Source organism: Pseudonocardia sp. CA-107938, assembly GCF_050936315.1.
GTDB lineage: Bacteria > Actinomycetota > Actinomycetes > Mycobacteriales > Pseudonocardiaceae > Pseudonocardia.
The window spans coordinates 2,714,318-2,729,249 of sequence record NZ_JBNJNA010000001.1; the positions used below are offsets into that span (position 1 = coordinate 2,714,318).

Annotated in this window: 12 protein-coding genes; all 12 read left to right on the top strand. The window is 74.1% G+C overall.

Translation table 11 applies throughout. From position 1 onward, the window contains the following. Nucleotides 1–90 precede the first annotated feature (90 nt). Genes ACQEVB_RS13725 through ACQEVB_RS13780 form a run of 12 tightly spaced genes read left to right on the top strand, consistent with a single transcriptional unit; the run spans nt 91 to nt 14,930 of the window. Nucleotides 91–1,779 (top strand): ABC transporter substrate-binding protein, encoded by a 1,689-nt coding sequence (locus ACQEVB_RS13725; RefSeq protein ID WP_432970005.1) that lies wholly within the window; start codon nt 91–93, stop codon nt 1,777–1,779. Then, entirely contained in the window at nt 1,776–2,657 is an 882-nt protein-coding gene (locus ACQEVB_RS13730; protein WP_432970008.1) for an ABC transporter permease, read from the top strand. Before ACQEVB_RS13725 ends, ACQEVB_RS13730 begins: the two co-directional genes overlap by 4 nt. After that, nucleotides 2,654–3,730, top strand: a complete 1,077-nt coding sequence (locus ACQEVB_RS13735) for an ABC transporter permease (RefSeq protein WP_432970011.1) — start codon at nt 2,654–2,656, stop codon at nt 3,728–3,730. Before ACQEVB_RS13730 ends, ACQEVB_RS13735 begins: the two co-directional genes overlap by 4 nt. Then, nucleotides 3,720–4,763 carry an ABC transporter ATP-binding protein gene (locus ACQEVB_RS13740; protein WP_432970014.1) on the top strand — a complete coding sequence of 348 codons (1,044 nt, stop codon included), beginning with the start codon at nt 3,720–3,722 and terminating at the stop codon, nt 4,761–4,763. The genes ACQEVB_RS13735 and ACQEVB_RS13740 overlap by 11 nt, the downstream gene beginning before the upstream one ends. Further along, the gene (locus ACQEVB_RS13745) at nt 4,760–5,527 is read left to right on the top strand and encodes an amidohydrolase family protein (protein ID WP_432970017.1); all 768 of its coding nucleotides are present in this window, start codon (nt 4,760–4,762) and stop codon (nt 5,525–5,527) included. The genes ACQEVB_RS13740 and ACQEVB_RS13745 overlap by 4 nt, the downstream gene beginning before the upstream one ends. Next, nucleotides 5,520–6,311, top strand: a complete 792-nt coding sequence (locus ACQEVB_RS13750) for a creatininase family protein (protein ID WP_432970020.1) — start codon at nt 5,520–5,522, stop codon at nt 6,309–6,311. The genes ACQEVB_RS13745 and ACQEVB_RS13750 overlap by 8 nt, the downstream gene beginning before the upstream one ends. Then, the gene (locus ACQEVB_RS13755) at nt 6,293–7,828 is read left to right on the top strand and encodes an aldehyde dehydrogenase family protein (RefSeq protein WP_432970023.1); all 1,536 of its coding nucleotides are present in this window, start codon (nt 6,293–6,295) and stop codon (nt 7,826–7,828) included. Before ACQEVB_RS13750 ends, ACQEVB_RS13755 begins: the two co-directional genes overlap by 19 nt. Beyond that, a complete protein-coding gene (solA, locus tag ACQEVB_RS13760; protein WP_432970026.1) occupies nt 7,825–10,188 on the top strand; it encodes an N-methyl-L-tryptophan oxidase in 2,364 nt (787 codons plus the stop codon). The genes ACQEVB_RS13755 and solA overlap by 4 nt, the downstream gene beginning before the upstream one ends. Next, the gene (locus ACQEVB_RS13765; RefSeq protein ID WP_432970029.1) at nt 10,188–10,835 is read left to right on the top strand and encodes a cyclase family protein; all 648 of its coding nucleotides are present in this window, start codon (nt 10,188–10,190) and stop codon (nt 10,833–10,835) included. Before solA ends, ACQEVB_RS13765 begins: the two co-directional genes overlap by 1 nt. Next, entirely contained in the window at nt 10,832–12,322 is a 1,491-nt protein-coding gene (locus tag ACQEVB_RS13770; protein ID WP_432970032.1) for a gamma-glutamyltransferase, read from the top strand. Before ACQEVB_RS13765 ends, ACQEVB_RS13770 begins: the two co-directional genes overlap by 4 nt. Next, on the top strand, nt 12,319–14,238 hold the full coding sequence (locus ACQEVB_RS13775) for a primary-amine oxidase (RefSeq protein ID WP_432970035.1): 1,920 nt from the start codon (nt 12,319–12,321) through the stop codon (nt 14,236–14,238). The genes ACQEVB_RS13770 and ACQEVB_RS13775 overlap by 4 nt, the downstream gene beginning before the upstream one ends. Continuing rightward, entirely contained in the window at nt 14,229–14,930 is a 702-nt protein-coding gene (locus ACQEVB_RS13780; protein ID WP_432970038.1) for a GntR family transcriptional regulator, read from the top strand. The genes ACQEVB_RS13775 and ACQEVB_RS13780 overlap by 10 nt, the downstream gene beginning before the upstream one ends. Nucleotides 14,931–14,932: the final 2 nt, after the last annotated feature.

The window sequence follows — 14,932 nt, forward strand, 5'->3', positions numbered from 1 at the left end:
CCGATACGTAGATATTTGGATCCAATCTTCGTACGGTCGGCGCAGCGCGTGATCAGCCCACCCGTGACCAGCCCAGCCGAAGGACGACGGATGAGTGAGAAGCCCCTGCGCGACCAGGACGGCAACGTGGTCCTCCGCGCTTCCATGAGCAGGCGGGGATTCCTGGTCAGGGCCGGTGCGGTCGGTCTGGCCACGATGCCGCTGGGGGCGTTCCTGGCCGCCTGCGGCCAGAGCACGACGACCAGTGGCGGCAACGCCGACCTCGCCGCGCTGCGCAAGGGCGGCACCCTCACCTTCGCGATCGACGGCACCAACGGCCTGCTCGACCCGGCGGTCTACACCACGCTGGGCGACTGGATGGCCGTCGACTGCGTCTGCCGCGGCCTGACCACGATCGACTTCGCGTCCACCGCCCCCCGGATGGACATGGCGGAGTCCTCGAAGGTGTCCGACGACGGGCGCACCCTCACCTTCACCCTGCGTCCCGGCATCACCTTCCACGACGGCACCGTGTTCACCGCGAAGGACGTCGAGCGCTCCTTCAACCGGCAGCTGGCCGACACCGACCCGACGCGTCCGGCCGCGTCCACCCGACCGATCCGCGGCTCCACGAACCGCAACATCACGGCGGTGCGCGCGGTGGACGAGCGCACCTTCGAGCTGACCCTCAAGGCGCCCGACCTGACGTTCCCGTCCCGGATGTCGGACCTGCCGTGCCGGATCATCTCCTCGGCCGCGCTGGAGAAGCACGGCGACAAGATCGGCCAGAACCTGGTCGGGGCCGGCCCGTTCAAGCTCGTGTCCGCGGTGCCCCAGCAGTCGGTCACGCTCGAGGCGTTCGACGGCTACTACGGTGGCCGCCCCGTGATCGACCGGCTGGTCCTGCAGCAGCTCACGGACCCGTCGTCGCTCAGCGCAGGGCTGCAGAGCGGCCAGATCTCCGCGTCGTCGTTCGTCTCGCACTCGTCGGCGAAGGCGCTGGCCGCCAACCGGAAGGTCACCGTCCACCAGCTGCCGAAGATCGTCAGCGTCTTCCTGCTGATGAACGTCACGAACCCGGCGCTGCAGGACCTGGCGGTGCGCCAGGCGATCAACCTCGCCATCGACCGCGAGCAGATCGTGCAGAACGCGTTCTTCGGCTACGCCGAGGTCCCGAAGGGCTTCCTCATCCCCGCCGCCGAGGTGGCGCACGACCCGGGGCTGGCCGACCTCACCACGTTCGACCGGGCCCGGGCGACCCAGCTGATCTCGCAGGCCGGGGCGACGGGCCGGCCCGTCGAGCTGATCGCGCAGAACAACAACTGGTACCCGAAGGTGGCCCAGATCATCGAGGAGAACCTCAAGGCCATCGGGCTCGTGCCGACCGTGCAGCTGTTCGACCCGGGCACGTTCACCGGCAAGGTCTTCGACCTGAAGAGCCACCAGATCGGGCTGTGGGAGCGCAACTCCTACGTGCCCGACCCCGAGGACACGGCCGGGAACATGCTGTCCTCCGCCGGCAGCTACGCCAACCGCGGCACCGGGCACGCCACGCTGGATCCCGCGCTGGTCACCCAGCTCGACGCGCTGCTCACCCAGGGCCTGCAGACCGCGGACCTCCCGGCCCGCACGGCCGCCTACTCCCAGGCGCAGCGGTTGTTCGCCGAGAAGATGATGGCGATCTCCCCGGTGGTGTGCGCGCAGAACATCGTCGTCACCGCCGCCGACCTGAAGAACGTCAACGCCCCGGCGCTGTCGAGCCAGCGCATGCAGCTGGAGAAGGCGGGATTCACCGAATGACCGCTGCGCCGCTCCCGCTGCCGGTCGCCGCGCCGGGGACCGTGGCCCGCCGCTGGTCGACGCGGCGGCTCGCCCGTCGGCCGGTGGCCGTGGTCGCCTGGGTGACGCTGGTCCTGTACGCGGTGGCGGTGCTGCTCGGCCCGCTCCTGCTGCCGGGCGACCCGCTGGCCCAGAGCTCCGACCAGCTGCTGCCCCTCGGCTCGCCGGGGCACCTGCTGGGCACCGACGACCTCGGCCGCGACCAGCTGCTGCGGGTGCTGCACGGCGGCCGGCCGCTGCTGCTCGTCACGGTCGCGGGCACGCTCCTGGCCGCTGTCGTCGGCGTGGCGGCAGGCATGGTCGCCGGGTACTACGGCGGGATCACCGACGGTGTCGTCATGCGGGCGATGGACGTCGTGCTGGCGTTCCCGCTGGTGCTCGTCGCGCTGTTGATGGTCGCGATGCTCGGCGGTGGGGTCGCGAACACCACGTTCGCGATCGCGCTGTCCCAGGCGCCGTACTTCGCCCGGCTCGTGCGCAACCTGACCCTGCGCGAGCGGGCCATGGACTACGTGCGCGCCGCGCGCGCCCTGGGTTTCGGCGGGCCGACGGTGCTCGTGCGGGAGATCCTGCCGAACCTGCGCGGCGCGCTGCTGGTGCAGACCACCTCGACGCTGGCCGTCGCGGCCGGGCTCGCCTCGGCGCTGTCGTACCTGGGGCTCGGGCTGGCCGCGGCGACCCCGGACTGGGGCTACATGGTCAAGGTCGGGCAGGAGTTCGTGTTCGGCAACCCCGAGCTGGTCCTCGTGCCCGGCCTGCTGATCACCGGGTTCGCGGTGGCCTGCAACTTCGCCGGCGACGACCTGCGCGACGCGTACGCGCTGGGGGCGAGCCGATGACGATCGCCCCCGACCGCGAGCTGGCCACCGCGTCTGCTCGCCGGAGCCGGTCGGGTCCGCTGGGCTCGCCGGTGCTGCGCAGGCTCGCGATGGTGCCGGTGGTGTCGTTCGTCGTCGCCACGGTGGTGTTCCTGGTCGTGCGGGCACTGCCGGGCGACCCGGCCGAGCTGCTGTCGGCGTCGATGGTCGGCAGCACCCAGGCCGACGTGGACCGGATCCGCACCGACCTCGGGCTCGACGGATCGCTGCCCGTCCAGTTCGGCCACTACCTCGCCGCGCTGGTGCACCTCGACCTCGGCAGCTCGTTTCACTCGGGGCGCACGGTCGTCGATCTGCTCGCGGGCGCGCTGCCGGTGACGATCGAGCTGGCCGCCGTCGGCGCGCTGCTCGCCGCGGTGCTCGGGGTGGGCACCGGGATCGTCGCCGCCCACCACCGCGGCACCTGGGTCGACTCGACGATCCGCACCGGGGCCACGCTCGGGTTCAGCCTGCCGTGGTTCGCCCTCGCGGTGCTCGCGATCGTGGTGTTCGGGGTCTGGCTCGACTGGCTGCCGATCTTCGGCAGGATCCCGAACAGCCTCGACTACGCGCCCGTGACGGGCTTCGTCCTCGTCGACGCCGTGCTGCAGAACCGCTACGACCTGATCGGCCCGTGGCTGCAGCACCTCGTGCTGCCCGCGTTCACCCTCGCCGCGACCAGTGCCGGGTTCATCACCCGGATCACCCGCGAGGCGTTCCTGGAGACGATGGCGCAGGGCTTCGTGCGGACCGCGCGGATGAAGGGGCTGGGCGAGGCCCGGATCGCCGTCGGGCACGTGCTGCGCAACGCCGCGGTGCCGATCCTGACCGTGTCCGGCCTGCTGTTCGGCTCGCTTCTGGGCGGCGCGGTGATCACCGAGACGGTGTTCGCCTACCCGGGGGTCGGGAACCTCCTGGTGGACGCGGTCAACCGCCGCGACTACCTGCTCGTCCAGGGTGCCGCGCTGGCGATCGGCCTGCTGTTCACGCTGGTCAACGCCGCGGTGGACCTCGCGGTGCTCGCGATCGACCCGAGGACGCGCCGTGCCGGCTGACACCGTTCCCGCCGCACGCTCCGCCGCTGCCGAGGCAGTGCCGGGGGAGCCCGTGCTCCGCGTCGCCGACCTGCGGGTCGGGTTCGCGGGCGCCGGGCGCGAGGTGCTCGCCGTCGACGGGGTGGATCTCGCCCTCGCGCCAGGACGGGTGCACGCGCTGGTCGGGGAGTCCGGTTCCGGCAAGAGCGTGACCGGGTTGACCGTCCTCGGGCTCACCCGCGGCGCCGGGACCCGCATCTCCGGCCGCGTCGAGTACGAGGGCCGTGACCTGCTCACCCTCGACGAGGAGACCCTGCGCGGGTTGCGCGGCGCCGAGCTGGCGATGATCTTCCAGGACCCCATGGCCAGCCTCAACCCGCTGCACCGGGTGGGCCGCCAGATCGCCGAGTCCGTCCGGCTGCACGCCGGGTCGAGTCGTCGCGTCGCCGCGGACCGGGCCGTCGAGCTGCTCGACGAGGTGGGCATCGCCGATCCGCAGCGGGCCGCCCAGGCCTACCCGCACGAGTTCTCCGGCGGCATGCGGCAGCGGGTGATGATCGCGATCGCGCTGGCCTGCTCGCCCAAGGTGCTCATCGCCGACGAGCCGACCACCGCCCTCGACGTCACGGTGCAGGCCCAGATCCTGCGGCTGCTGCGCGACCTGTGCCGCCGTCGCGGCACGGCCGTCCTGCTCGTCACCCACGACCTCGGGGTGGTGGCGCAGTACGCCGACGAGGTGAGCGTCATGTACGTCGGGGAGATCGTGGAGCGCGGCACCGCGCGCGAGGTGCTCCGCGCACCCGCGCACCCCTACACCCGCGGTCTGCTCGCGGCGGTGCCCCGGATGCACGGACCGCGCCCGGCCCGGCTGCCCACCGTGCCGGGCAGCGTCCCGGTGCTCGACGCCCGCCCCACCGGCTGCCGGTTCGTCGACCGCTGCGCGCACGCCCACGAGCAGTGCTCGACCCGCCCACCCGTCCGCCAGCACCGCGCGGGCCACACCGCACGGTGCTGGCTCGACGCGCCATCCACGAGAGAGGCCGGCAACGCGTGATCATCGATGCCTACAACACGGCGCAGAACGAGCGTGGCCGCTCGGACTACCTCACCGGGGCGCGCCCCGGTGAGGCCCCGCCGCCGCACGTGCCGTTCGACCCGAACGCGCTGCTGGAGCGGATGGACGCCGCGGACGTCGACATGGCGATGGTCTGCTCGCTGGCCCAGCGGATGGAGAACGACTTCATCATCGAGCTCGTCGGCAAGCACCCCGACCGGTTCTTCGGCTTCGGCCAGGTCCGCCCCTCCGACGACGACGCGCTCGCCGAGATCGCCCGGATCGCCGGGGCCGGGATGCGGGGGCTGAAGCTGCACCCCACGCTGCACGGCTACCAGTTCTCCGACCACGGGCTGCTCGACCCGGTGTTCGAGGCCTGCGCGGAGCACGGGCTCCTCGTGCTGGTCAACGCCCTCGACGACGCGTTCTGCTCGCCGCTGGCCATCGAGGAGATCGCGAAGGGCCACCCGGGGGTGCCGACGATCATCGCGCACATGGGCGCGGTGTGGAACGTGCTCGACGCGATCCTGGTCGCGGAACGCACCTCGAACCTCTACCTCGACACGTCGGCGACGCTGCTGGCCGACGTCCGGCGGGCCTACCGCAGGCTCGGCCCCGACAAGATCCTCATGGGCACGGAGTGGCCGGGCCACGACTTCGACCTGGAACGGATGAAGATCGGCAAGGCCATCCTCGACGACGCCGACCGGGCGCTCGTCGAGGGCGGGAACATGGCGCGGCTGCTGGGACTGGCCGATGCGTGATCCCGTGGTCGACCCGGCGCTGACCGCGGAGCTGGGCGGCAGCGGCACGCCGGTCCGCTGGGAGCAGCTGACCTCGCCGGAGTCCGTGGAGGTGGTCCGCCGGATGCCCGCGGCGATCGTCCCGGTGGGCGCGATCGAGCAGCACGGGCCGCACATGGCGATGAGCGTCGACGCCGACATCGCGACCTACGTCGCCCGCGGCGTCTCGGCGCTCACCGGGGTGCCGGTCGTGCCGACCCTGGCCTACGGCGTCTCGGGCTCGCACGGCGAGCTGCCGGGCACGATCACGGTGGCCCCGGAGACGATGATCGCGGTCCTCACCGACGTGCTGGAGTCGCTGTACCGGGCAGGGGTGCGCCAGTTCGTGCTGCTCAACAGCCACACCTGGAACGCCGGGCCGATGGAGGTCGCGGCCGACAAGCTGCGCATCGCCCACGACGACGTGCGGGTGCGGTGCCTGTTCTACGTGACGATGTACCCGGGCCCCGAGGTCGACGGCCGGGTCACCTACGGCCGCGGCCTGATGCACGCCAACTACTTCGAGACCTCGATGATGCTGCACATCCGGCCCGAGGCGGTGCACATGGAGCGGGCGGTGTCGGTGACCGACGTCGACACGTTCTGGGACTACCGCACCGACCAGGTCAGCGCCAGCGGGGTGTGGGGCCGCGACGTCGACCAGGCCGAGGCCGCGCACGGCGCCGCGGAGGCGGCCCGGTGCGTGGAGACCACCGCCCGGGCCGTCGCCGCCGCGGTGCGGGAGCCATGGCCGACACCGCGGTGATCACGTCGGTGATCACGGCTGCGAGCACGAACCAGTACGAGGGGGAGCCCATGACCACCGGCGTCGCACCCGGTGTGACCCGGCCGCGCATCGCGGCCGAGGAGCCGATGCTGATCGGCGACAGCTGGACCTGCGGCAGCGGGGGGCGCATCGCGGTGCTGGACCCGGCCACCGAGGAGCTGCTCACCACCGTCGGGCTGGCGGGCCCCGCCGAGGTCGACGCCGCCGTCGCCGCGGCGATGGCCGCGCACCGGGACGGCCGCTGGCGTGGACGCACTCCCGAGTGGCGCCGCGACGTGCTGGCCCGGCTCGCCGACCTCGCCGAGTCCCGCGCCGAAGAGCTCGCCGTGCTGGAGACCCTCGACAACGGCAAACCCATCGAGCGCGCCCGCGGCGACGTGGCTCTGGGGATCGCGGCGATCCGGCACTGCGCGGGCGCCCCCGCGCGGCTCACCGGCGCGGTGCAGCCCGCTGGCACCGACCGGCACGTCTACACCAGCCGGGAGCCCGTCGGGCCGGCCGCGCTGGTGCTGCCGTGGAACTTCCCGTTCATGATCGCGGCCTGGAAGGTGTCGGCGGCGCTCGCCGCCGGCTGCCCGGTCGTGGTGAAGCCCGCCGAGCAGACCCCGCTGACCGCGCTGCGGCTGGCCGCGCTGTGCCTGGACGCCGGCGTGCCGGCCGGCGTGGTCGACGTGCTCACCGGCGGCGGCAGCACCGGGGCCGCGCTCGTGGCGCACCCGGGAATCGCGAAGGTGTCGTTCACCGGGTCCACCGAGGTCGGCCGCTCGGTCATGGCCGCCGCGGCCGGTCGGGTCACCCCGGTCACCCTGGAGCTGGGCGGCAAGTCGCCGAACATCGTCTTCGCCGACGCGGACCTCGACCGGGTGCTCACCACGTTGCCGCGCACGGTGTTCGCCCACTCCGGGCAGATGTGCACGGCAGGCAGCCGGTTGCTGGTGCACCGCTCCGTCCGGGACGAGGTGCTGGAGCGGCTCGTCCCGCTCGTCGACGCGCTTCCGGTCGGCAACGGGCTGACCGGCGGGATCACCGTCGGTCCGCTCGTCTCGGCGGTGCAGCGCGACCGGGTGGCGTCCTACCTGGACCTCGGCAGGGCCGAGGGTGCCACCGTGCTCGCCGGAGGAGGGGTCCGTGGCGGGCCGGGCTTCTTCGTCGAGCCGACCGTGCTCACCGGTCTCGGCGCGGACGCCCGGTGCGTGCGCGAGGAGATCTTCGGCCCGGTCCTGACGGTCCTGGAGTTCGACACCGACGACGAGGCCGTCGCGCTCGCCAACGACTCCGAGTACGGGCTGGCCGCCGGCATCTGGACCAGCGACCTCGCCCGCGCGCACCGGACCGCCGCCGCACTGGAGGCCGGCACGGTGTGGGTCAACACCTACAACGAGTTCCACCCGGCGGTGCCGTTCGGCGGGGTCAAGCAGTCCGGCATCGGCCGGGACCTCGGTGACGCCGCCGTCGAGAGCTTCACCGAGCTCAAGAGCGTCACGGTCGCCCTGTGACCGGGAGATCCCAGCAGGGCCGGATCGACGTGGCGGCCGAGCGCGCCGCCACCCCCGGCTGTGCGACGGGCCACCACTTCAACGCCGCAGGCGCCGCACTGCCCACCGCTGCCTCGCGGGACGCGATCGTCGCGCACCTGCACGCCGAGGCGCAGCTGGGCGGGTACGAGGCGGCGCGGGACGCGCAGCCCCGGCTCGACGGCGTGTACCGGCTCGCGGCCGCGGCGATCGGCGCGGAACCCGGCGAGATCGCCCTGCTGGAGAGCGCCACCGCCGGCTGGCAGCGAGCGGTCGCGGCGCTGCGGCTCGGCCCCGGCGACCGGGTGCTCGCCGCCCGGTCCAGCTACGTCAGCAGCGCCCTGCAGCTGCTGAGCATGGAGCGCGCGGGCGGCCCCGCGGTCGAGGTGCTGCCCAGCACGGGCACCGGCGAGGTCGACCTCGACCACCTGGAGCGCGCCCTGCGCGCCGGCCCGGCCGGGCTGGTGACCGCCGCGCACGTGCCGACGTCGTCGGGCCTGGTGGAGCCCGTCGCGCAGATCGGCGCGCTGTGCCGGGCGCACGGGGTGCCGTTCCTGCTCGATGCCACCCAGTCGCTCGGTCAGCTCGACGTCGACGTGCGGCACATCGGCTGCGACCTCATGGTCGCCACCGGCCGCAAGTTCCTGCGCGGCCCGCGCGGCACCGGGCTGCTGTACGTGTCGACGCCGCTGGCCGGGCACCTGGAACCCGTCGCCCCCGACGTCAGGGGCGCGGTGTGGACCGGCGAGCGGGACTGGACGATCGCGCCGGGTGCGCGCCGGTTCGAGCTGTGGGAGGCCGCGCACGCGCTGCGGCTCGGGCTGGGCGTCGCCTTCGCCGAGCTCGACGCCCTGGGCGCGCCCTCGGTCGCAGCGCACCTCGCCGAGCAGGGGACACTGCTGCGGGAACGGCTCGCCGCGCTGCCGGGCGTCACGATCACGGACCCGAGCGCTTCGGGGGGTGCGATCGTGACGTTCGTCGTCGACGGGCTCGCCGCCGACGACGCGCGGGCCGAGCTCACCCGGCGCAACGTGCACCTGGTGTCGGTGCCGGCCGGGCACGGCCGCTGGGACCTCGCCGCGCGCGAGCTGCCATCGGTGCTGCGGGCGTCGGTGCACGTCTACAACGACGAGGCCGACATCGACGCGCTCGTCGCTGCCGTGGACGAGGTGACCCGCGGCGTCGCGCCACGTCGGTCCGTGAGCCGGGCGCCCGTCGAGCCCGTCGACGCCGTGGTGCTCGGCCTGGGTGTGCACGGCAGCGCGGCGGCGCACGAGCTGGCCCGCCGCGGCCTGCGGGTCGTGGCTTTCGACCGGTTCCGCGCCGGGCACGTCCGCGGCTCGTCGCACGGGGCGAGCCGGATGATCCGCCGCGCCTATCCCGACCCGGTGTGGGACGACCTCGTCGAGCAGGCCTACGCGGGCTGGGACCGGCTCGAACGCGACTCGGGGGTGCCGCTGGTGCGCACCGTCGGCGGCGTCTTCGCCCGTTACGGTGGCGGCCCGGTCGGCTTGCGCGGTCCTGGTTGCCGGGAGATCGACGCAGCAGAGGCGGCCCGGCTCGCCCCGGCGCTGCGACTGCCCGACGCGGCCACCGCGGTGTACGACCCGGCGGCCGGGGTCATCGACGCCGAGGCCGCCCTGCGGGTGCAGCGCGCGCTCGCCGAGGCCGCGGGCGCGGACCTGCGCGCCGGCGAGCCGGTGCTGGGCTGGACGGACGACGGCGGGTCGGTCACCGTGCGGACCCCGCGCGGCGACCTGCGCGCGCGCACCCTCGTGGTGTGCGCCGGGCCGTGGACCGCGGCACTGCTGCCCGAGCTGGCGCCGCGGCTGGACGTGCAGCGGATCGTCAACGCCTACTTCCCGGCCGCCGGCTTCGCCCCGCCGCGGCTGGGCGCGTTCTCCGTCGAGCTGCCGGCCGGGCTGCTCTACGGCATCCCGGCACTCGACGGGCGCGGGGTCAAGATCGGGCTCGACGCCGGGCCTCCGGAGGACCCGGACGCGCCGGCGGGACCGGCCACCGCCGCCGAGCTCGAACTGCTGCGCGAGCTCGCCGCGCAGGTGCTGCCCGGGGTGGGCGCGGTCGGCGAGCACCTGACCTGCCGTTACACGATGACCCCTGACCGGCGGTTCCTCGTCGGACCCGTCCCGGGCCGGCCGGGGGTCCTGGTCGCGAGCGCCTGCTCCGGACACGGGTTCAAGTTCGCGCCGGCGATCGGCGCCGCGCTGGCTGATCTCGCGTGCGGCACACGGCGCCCCGACCTGCGGTTCGTCGATCCGGCGCGGCTGTCGCCCCCACCCGTCACGACCGGCGCACGGCGCGCCGCCGAAGGAGCAGCCTGATGGACGTCTCGACCGCGCTCGACATCTCGGTGCCGATCCATCCCGGGATGCTGCACTGGGGTCGTCGCCCGGAGATCGAGGTCGTCGAGTCCCGCGCCGACGGGCTGGTCTCCAACGTCAGCCGCTGGCGGATCGGCGCGCACACCGGGACCCACATCGACGCGCCAGGGCACTTCGTCGACGGCGGGAAGACCGTCGACCAGGTGGACCTCGCGGCACTGATCGGGCCGGCCAGGGTGCTCGACCTGACCGGCGTGACGAGCGCGATCACCGCCGGCGACCTGGAACGGGCCGGGCTCTCCGACGAGGGCCGGGTGCTGCTGAAGACCCGGAATTCCGCGACCGTGCTGCGCTCGCCGTGGAAGTCGGCTGCGTGGGTCGGGCTCGCCCCCGACGGCGCGCAGCTGCTGATCGAGGCGGGCGTGCGGTGCGTCGGCATCGACTACCTGACCATCGAGGACACCGACCACACCACGAAGTGGGAGACCCACCAGCTGCTCTGCGGCGCCGACGTGCTGATCCTGGAGGTCGCCGACCTGCTGCACGCCGATCCCGGCGTCTACTCGATGGTCTCGCTGCCGATCCCGTTGCAGGGGGCGGAGGCTGCGCCGTCGCGGACGCTGCTGTTCCCGACGAGCGCCGGATGAGCGCGGCGATCGCCGTCGCTGCACCGCACCCTGCCGCGGTGGCAGCGGCGCGGCGCGCGGTGGTGGCCGGTGGCAACGCGGTGGACGCCGCGCTCGCGGCGGCCGCTGTGCTCACCGTCGTCTACCCGCACCAGTGCGCGCTCGGTGGCGACCTGGTGGCGCTCACCCGCCGGCCCGACGGCACGACGACCGCGGTCCTCGGCGTGGGTGCCGCGGCGATCCGCACCGACGTGGCCGCCGGGATCCACGCGCAGGGCGCGGGCAGCGTGACCGTGCCCGGTGTCGTGTCGGGCTGGGTCGCGCTGGCCGCGGAATCGCGGCTCGGTCTCGCGCCCGCCCTGCACGCCGCCGCCGAGGTCGCCGACGGCGGCGCGACCGTGTCGCCAGGTCTGGCCCGCGCGGTCGCCGAACGGTCCGCCGCCGTGGCGGCCGATCCCGGGCTGCGGGCCCTGCTCACCGACCGCGACGGACCACGGCGGGTGCGTGCTCCGCTGCGCCAGCCCGCGTTGGCGGCAACCCTGCGCACCCTCGCCGCCGACCCCGACGCGTTCTACCGCGGCCCGGTCGCCGACGCGCTGGTCGCCTTCCTCACCGGGCAGGGAAGCGCGCTCCGGGCCGACGACCTCGCCGGGCACACCGCGGAGGTCACTCAACCGCTCGACGCGCAGATCGGCGACACCCGCTGGCAGGTGGCACCACCGCCGAGCCAGGGCGTGGTGCTGCTCGCGGTGCTCCACGGCCTCGCCGGTGTCAGCGCCGAGCGCGGGGCCGACCCGTTCGTCCTGCTCGACGTCGTCCGCCGCGCCTGCGACGCCCGCGACGCGTTGCTGGCCGACCCGCGCGGCGGCCCCGTCGACGTCGAGGCCCTGCTCGCGGCGCAGGTCCGCGGGATACCCGCTCCGGCCAGCCGCGCGGCCGGGGACACCGTCGCCGTCACCGCGGTGGACGACACGGGTCGGGCGGTGTCGCTGGTGCAGAGCGTCTACCAGTCGTTCGGGGCCGGGCTGCTCGACCCGGCGACCGGCATCGTGCTGCACAACCGGGCCTCCGCGTTCGCGGCCGACCCCGCACATCCGGCCGCGCTCGCGCCTGGTCGGCGACCGCCGCACACGCTGTGTCCGGTGCTCGGCGAGCGGGCCGGGACGCTGCTCGCCGCCGGCTGCCAGGGCGGACGCGCCCAAGCCCAGATCCTCGCCCAGGTTCTGCCCGCGCTGCTCACCGCGACCGATCCGGCCCCGGTGCTCGACCGGCCGCGCTGGGTCGTCGGCGCGCGCGACGTGGGGCAGCCGGTGCCGACGCTCGTCGCCGAACCGGGGGCGTGGCCAGCAGACCGCGACCCCGGGCTGCCGGTGCACCGCACTCCCGACCGCACCGACCTCGCCGGGCACGTCCAGGTCGCGAGGACCACCCCGGCCGGCCTCGACGCCGCATCCGATCCCCGAGCCGACGGCGTCGCGGCGGTCCTTTCCCCGATGGAGCGCTCATGAGTGTCCTTGCCCCGCAGCCCACCGGGACCGCACCGGTGCACCCGACGGACCCGCTGACCGTCGCCGAGCTGGCCGCCGTGGTCGCGGTCGTCCGGGCCTCCGGCGTCGGGCCGAACACCCGGTTCTGGGGTGCCACGATCGACGAGGAGCACGCCCGCACGGCCGCGGCGGGCGACCCGCGGCGCGTCGAGGTGGTGTGGCTCGACCCGGACGCCGGGTCGGCAGGTCGGGACCTGATCGAGCTGTCCGCCACCGGAGGTGCGCTGATCGGGCGGACCCCGCTCGGCGTCCGCAACCCGGGGATGACCTCGGAGGAGGCGCGCACCGCCGCGGCCGCGTGCCGCGCCGACCCGGCCTTCCGCGCGGCGCTGGCCCGGCGCGGGATCACCGACCTGTCCCTCGTCATGATCGACCCGGAGTCCATCGGCGGGTTCGAGCCGCCGCAGTACGCCGGGCGGCGGCTCACCTGGGGCAGCGTGTGGCTCAAGACCTCGCCCGACGACAACGGCTACGCCCGCCCCGTCCAGGGCGTGGTGCCGATCATCGACATGGTCACGATGACGGTGCTGGAGGTCGAGGAGCACGGCGTCGTCGAGGTCGAGACGGAGTCGGGGGACTACACGGGAGCCGGGCTCACGCCCCGGGCGGACCTGCGCCCGCTCGACATCGTGCAGCCGGAAGGACCCAGCTTCACCGTGGCCGGGCACGAGATCCGGTGGCAGAACTGGACGGTACGGATCGGCTTCACCCACCGCGAGGGACTGGTGCTGCACGACCTCACCTACGCCGGCCGACCGGTCGTGCGGCGCGCGTCGCTCAACGAGATGTACGTGCCCTACTTCGACACCAGCGCCACCCAATACCGCAAGAACTTCTTCGACTGGGGCGAGTACGGCGGCGGACCGCTGACCAACTCGCTCGAGCTCGGCTGCGACTGCCTCGGCGTGATCCACTACTTCGACGTGGCCGTGCTCGGCGGCGACGGCGTTCCCCGGCTGCTGCCGAACGCGATCTGCCTGCACGAGGAGGACAACGGGATCGCCTGGAAGCACCACGACGGGCGCCGCGGCACCACCCAGGTGCGTCGCGCCCGGCGGCTGGTGATCTCCACGTTCGTGACCGTCGCGAACTACGACTACGGCTTCTACTGGTCGCTCCATCAGGACGGATCGCTCGACCTGGAGATCAAGATGACCGGGATCCTCTCCGCCACCGGCATCGCGGAGGGCACCGATCCGGCCTACGGTCGACGGGTGTCGCCGCGGGTGTCGGTGCCCAACCACCAGCACCACTTCGCGGTGCGCCTCGACATGGCCGTCGACGGGCCGCGCAACCGGCTCGTCGAGGTCTCGGCCGAGCCGGAGACCGACCCGGCACTCGACCCGTACGGCAACGCGGTGCGCACCGTGCTGACCCCGATCCGCAGCGAGGCCGATGCCGCACGCAGCGCAGACCCGTCCCGGGCGGTGCACTGGCGGGTGCAGAGCGCGGACCGGCGCAACCGCAACGGGGAGCCCACCGCGTACCGGCTGCTGATCGACGGCACCGCCCGGTTGCCCGTGCGCCCCGACAGCGTGTGTGCTCGCCGTGCGCCCTTCGTCGGCCGCCGGCTGTGGGCGACCGCCCACGATCCGGCGCGGCGGTTCGTCGCAGGGGAGTACCCCAACCAGGCCGAACCGGGCGCCGACGGCGTCCACGTGTGGCAACGCGAGGACCGCCCGCTCGACGGCGCCGAGCTGGTGCTCTGGGCGACGGTCGGGGCGCACCACTTCCCGCGCCCGGAGGACTGGCCCGTGATGCCGGTGGCGCGAACCGGGCTGCGCCTCGAGCCCGACGGGTTCTTCGACCGCAACCCCGCGCTGGACCTGCCGGCGCCCGGTCGCCCCAGTACCGAGGACGATGCACCGTGTCACTGATTCCCGACGGCGGGTCCCTCCCACCCGGCGACAACGCGCTCGTCGACGACATCGCGGCCCGGATCCGGGCGCGGATCATGAGCGGCGAGTTCGCCGTCGGCACGCCGCTGCGCCAGGCTGCGCTGGCCGCGGAGTTCGGGGTGAGTCGCACCCCGATCCGGGAGGCCCTGCGCCAGCTGCAGAACAGCGGGCTCATCGAGGTGGCGCCGAACCGGGGAGCGACGATCCGGGTGCCGTCGCCGTGGGAGGTCCGGGAGGCCTACGAGGTCCGGGCCGAGCTGGAGGGCATGGCCGCGCGGCGGGCGACCGCCCGGATCAGCCGTGCCCAGCTCGCGGTGCTGCGGACCCAGAACGACGTGCTGCGCGCGGCCCTGCGCGAAACGGGCGGGGTCACCACGCCGGCCAACGACGTGTTCCACACCACGATCTGCGAGGCGGCGGAGAACGGCTGGCTCACCTCGATGGTCGCGCGGATCAACGAGAGCTTCCCGCGCAGCTTCTCCGCGCAGGCCCTCGCCGGGCACGAGCGGCACCGGGAGGCCAACGTGCGCGAGCACGACGAGATCATCGCCGCGCTCGAGGCCGGCGACGCCGAACGGGCGCGCGCGGCGATGCAGGCCCACATCATCAGCTCGGGGGAGTACCTCGCGACCTGGTACGAACGCCGCTCCGCGACCGTGTACCGCGGCTGAAG

Excerpts from the sequence above, each read along its gene's own strand:
- ACQEVB_RS13725 (WP_432970005.1), top strand. The coding sequence starts at position 91 with ATGAGTGAGAAGCCCCTGCGCGACCAGGACGGCAACGTGGTCCTCCGC.
- ACQEVB_RS13730 (WP_432970008.1), top strand. The coding sequence starts at position 1,776 with ATGACCGCTGCGCCGCTCCCGCTGCCGGTCGCCGCGCCGGGGACCGTG.
- ACQEVB_RS13735 (WP_432970011.1), top strand. The coding sequence starts at position 2,654 with ATGACGATCGCCCCCGACCGCGAGCTGGCCACCGCGTCTGCTCGCCGG.
- ACQEVB_RS13750 (WP_432970020.1), top strand. The coding sequence starts at position 5,520 with ATGCGTGATCCCGTGGTCGACCCGGCGCTGACCGCGGAGCTGGGCGGC.
- ACQEVB_RS13755 (WP_432970023.1), top strand. The coding sequence starts at position 6,293 with ATGGCCGACACCGCGGTGATCACGTCGGTGATCACGGCTGCGAGCACG.
- ACQEVB_RS13765 (WP_432970029.1), top strand. The coding sequence starts at position 10,188 with ATGGACGTCTCGACCGCGCTCGACATCTCGGTGCCGATCCATCCCGGG.
- ACQEVB_RS13770 (WP_432970032.1), top strand. The coding sequence starts at position 10,832 with ATGAGCGCGGCGATCGCCGTCGCTGCACCGCACCCTGCCGCGGTGGCA.
- ACQEVB_RS13775 (WP_432970035.1), top strand. The coding sequence starts at position 12,319 with ATGAGTGTCCTTGCCCCGCAGCCCACCGGGACCGCACCGGTGCACCCG.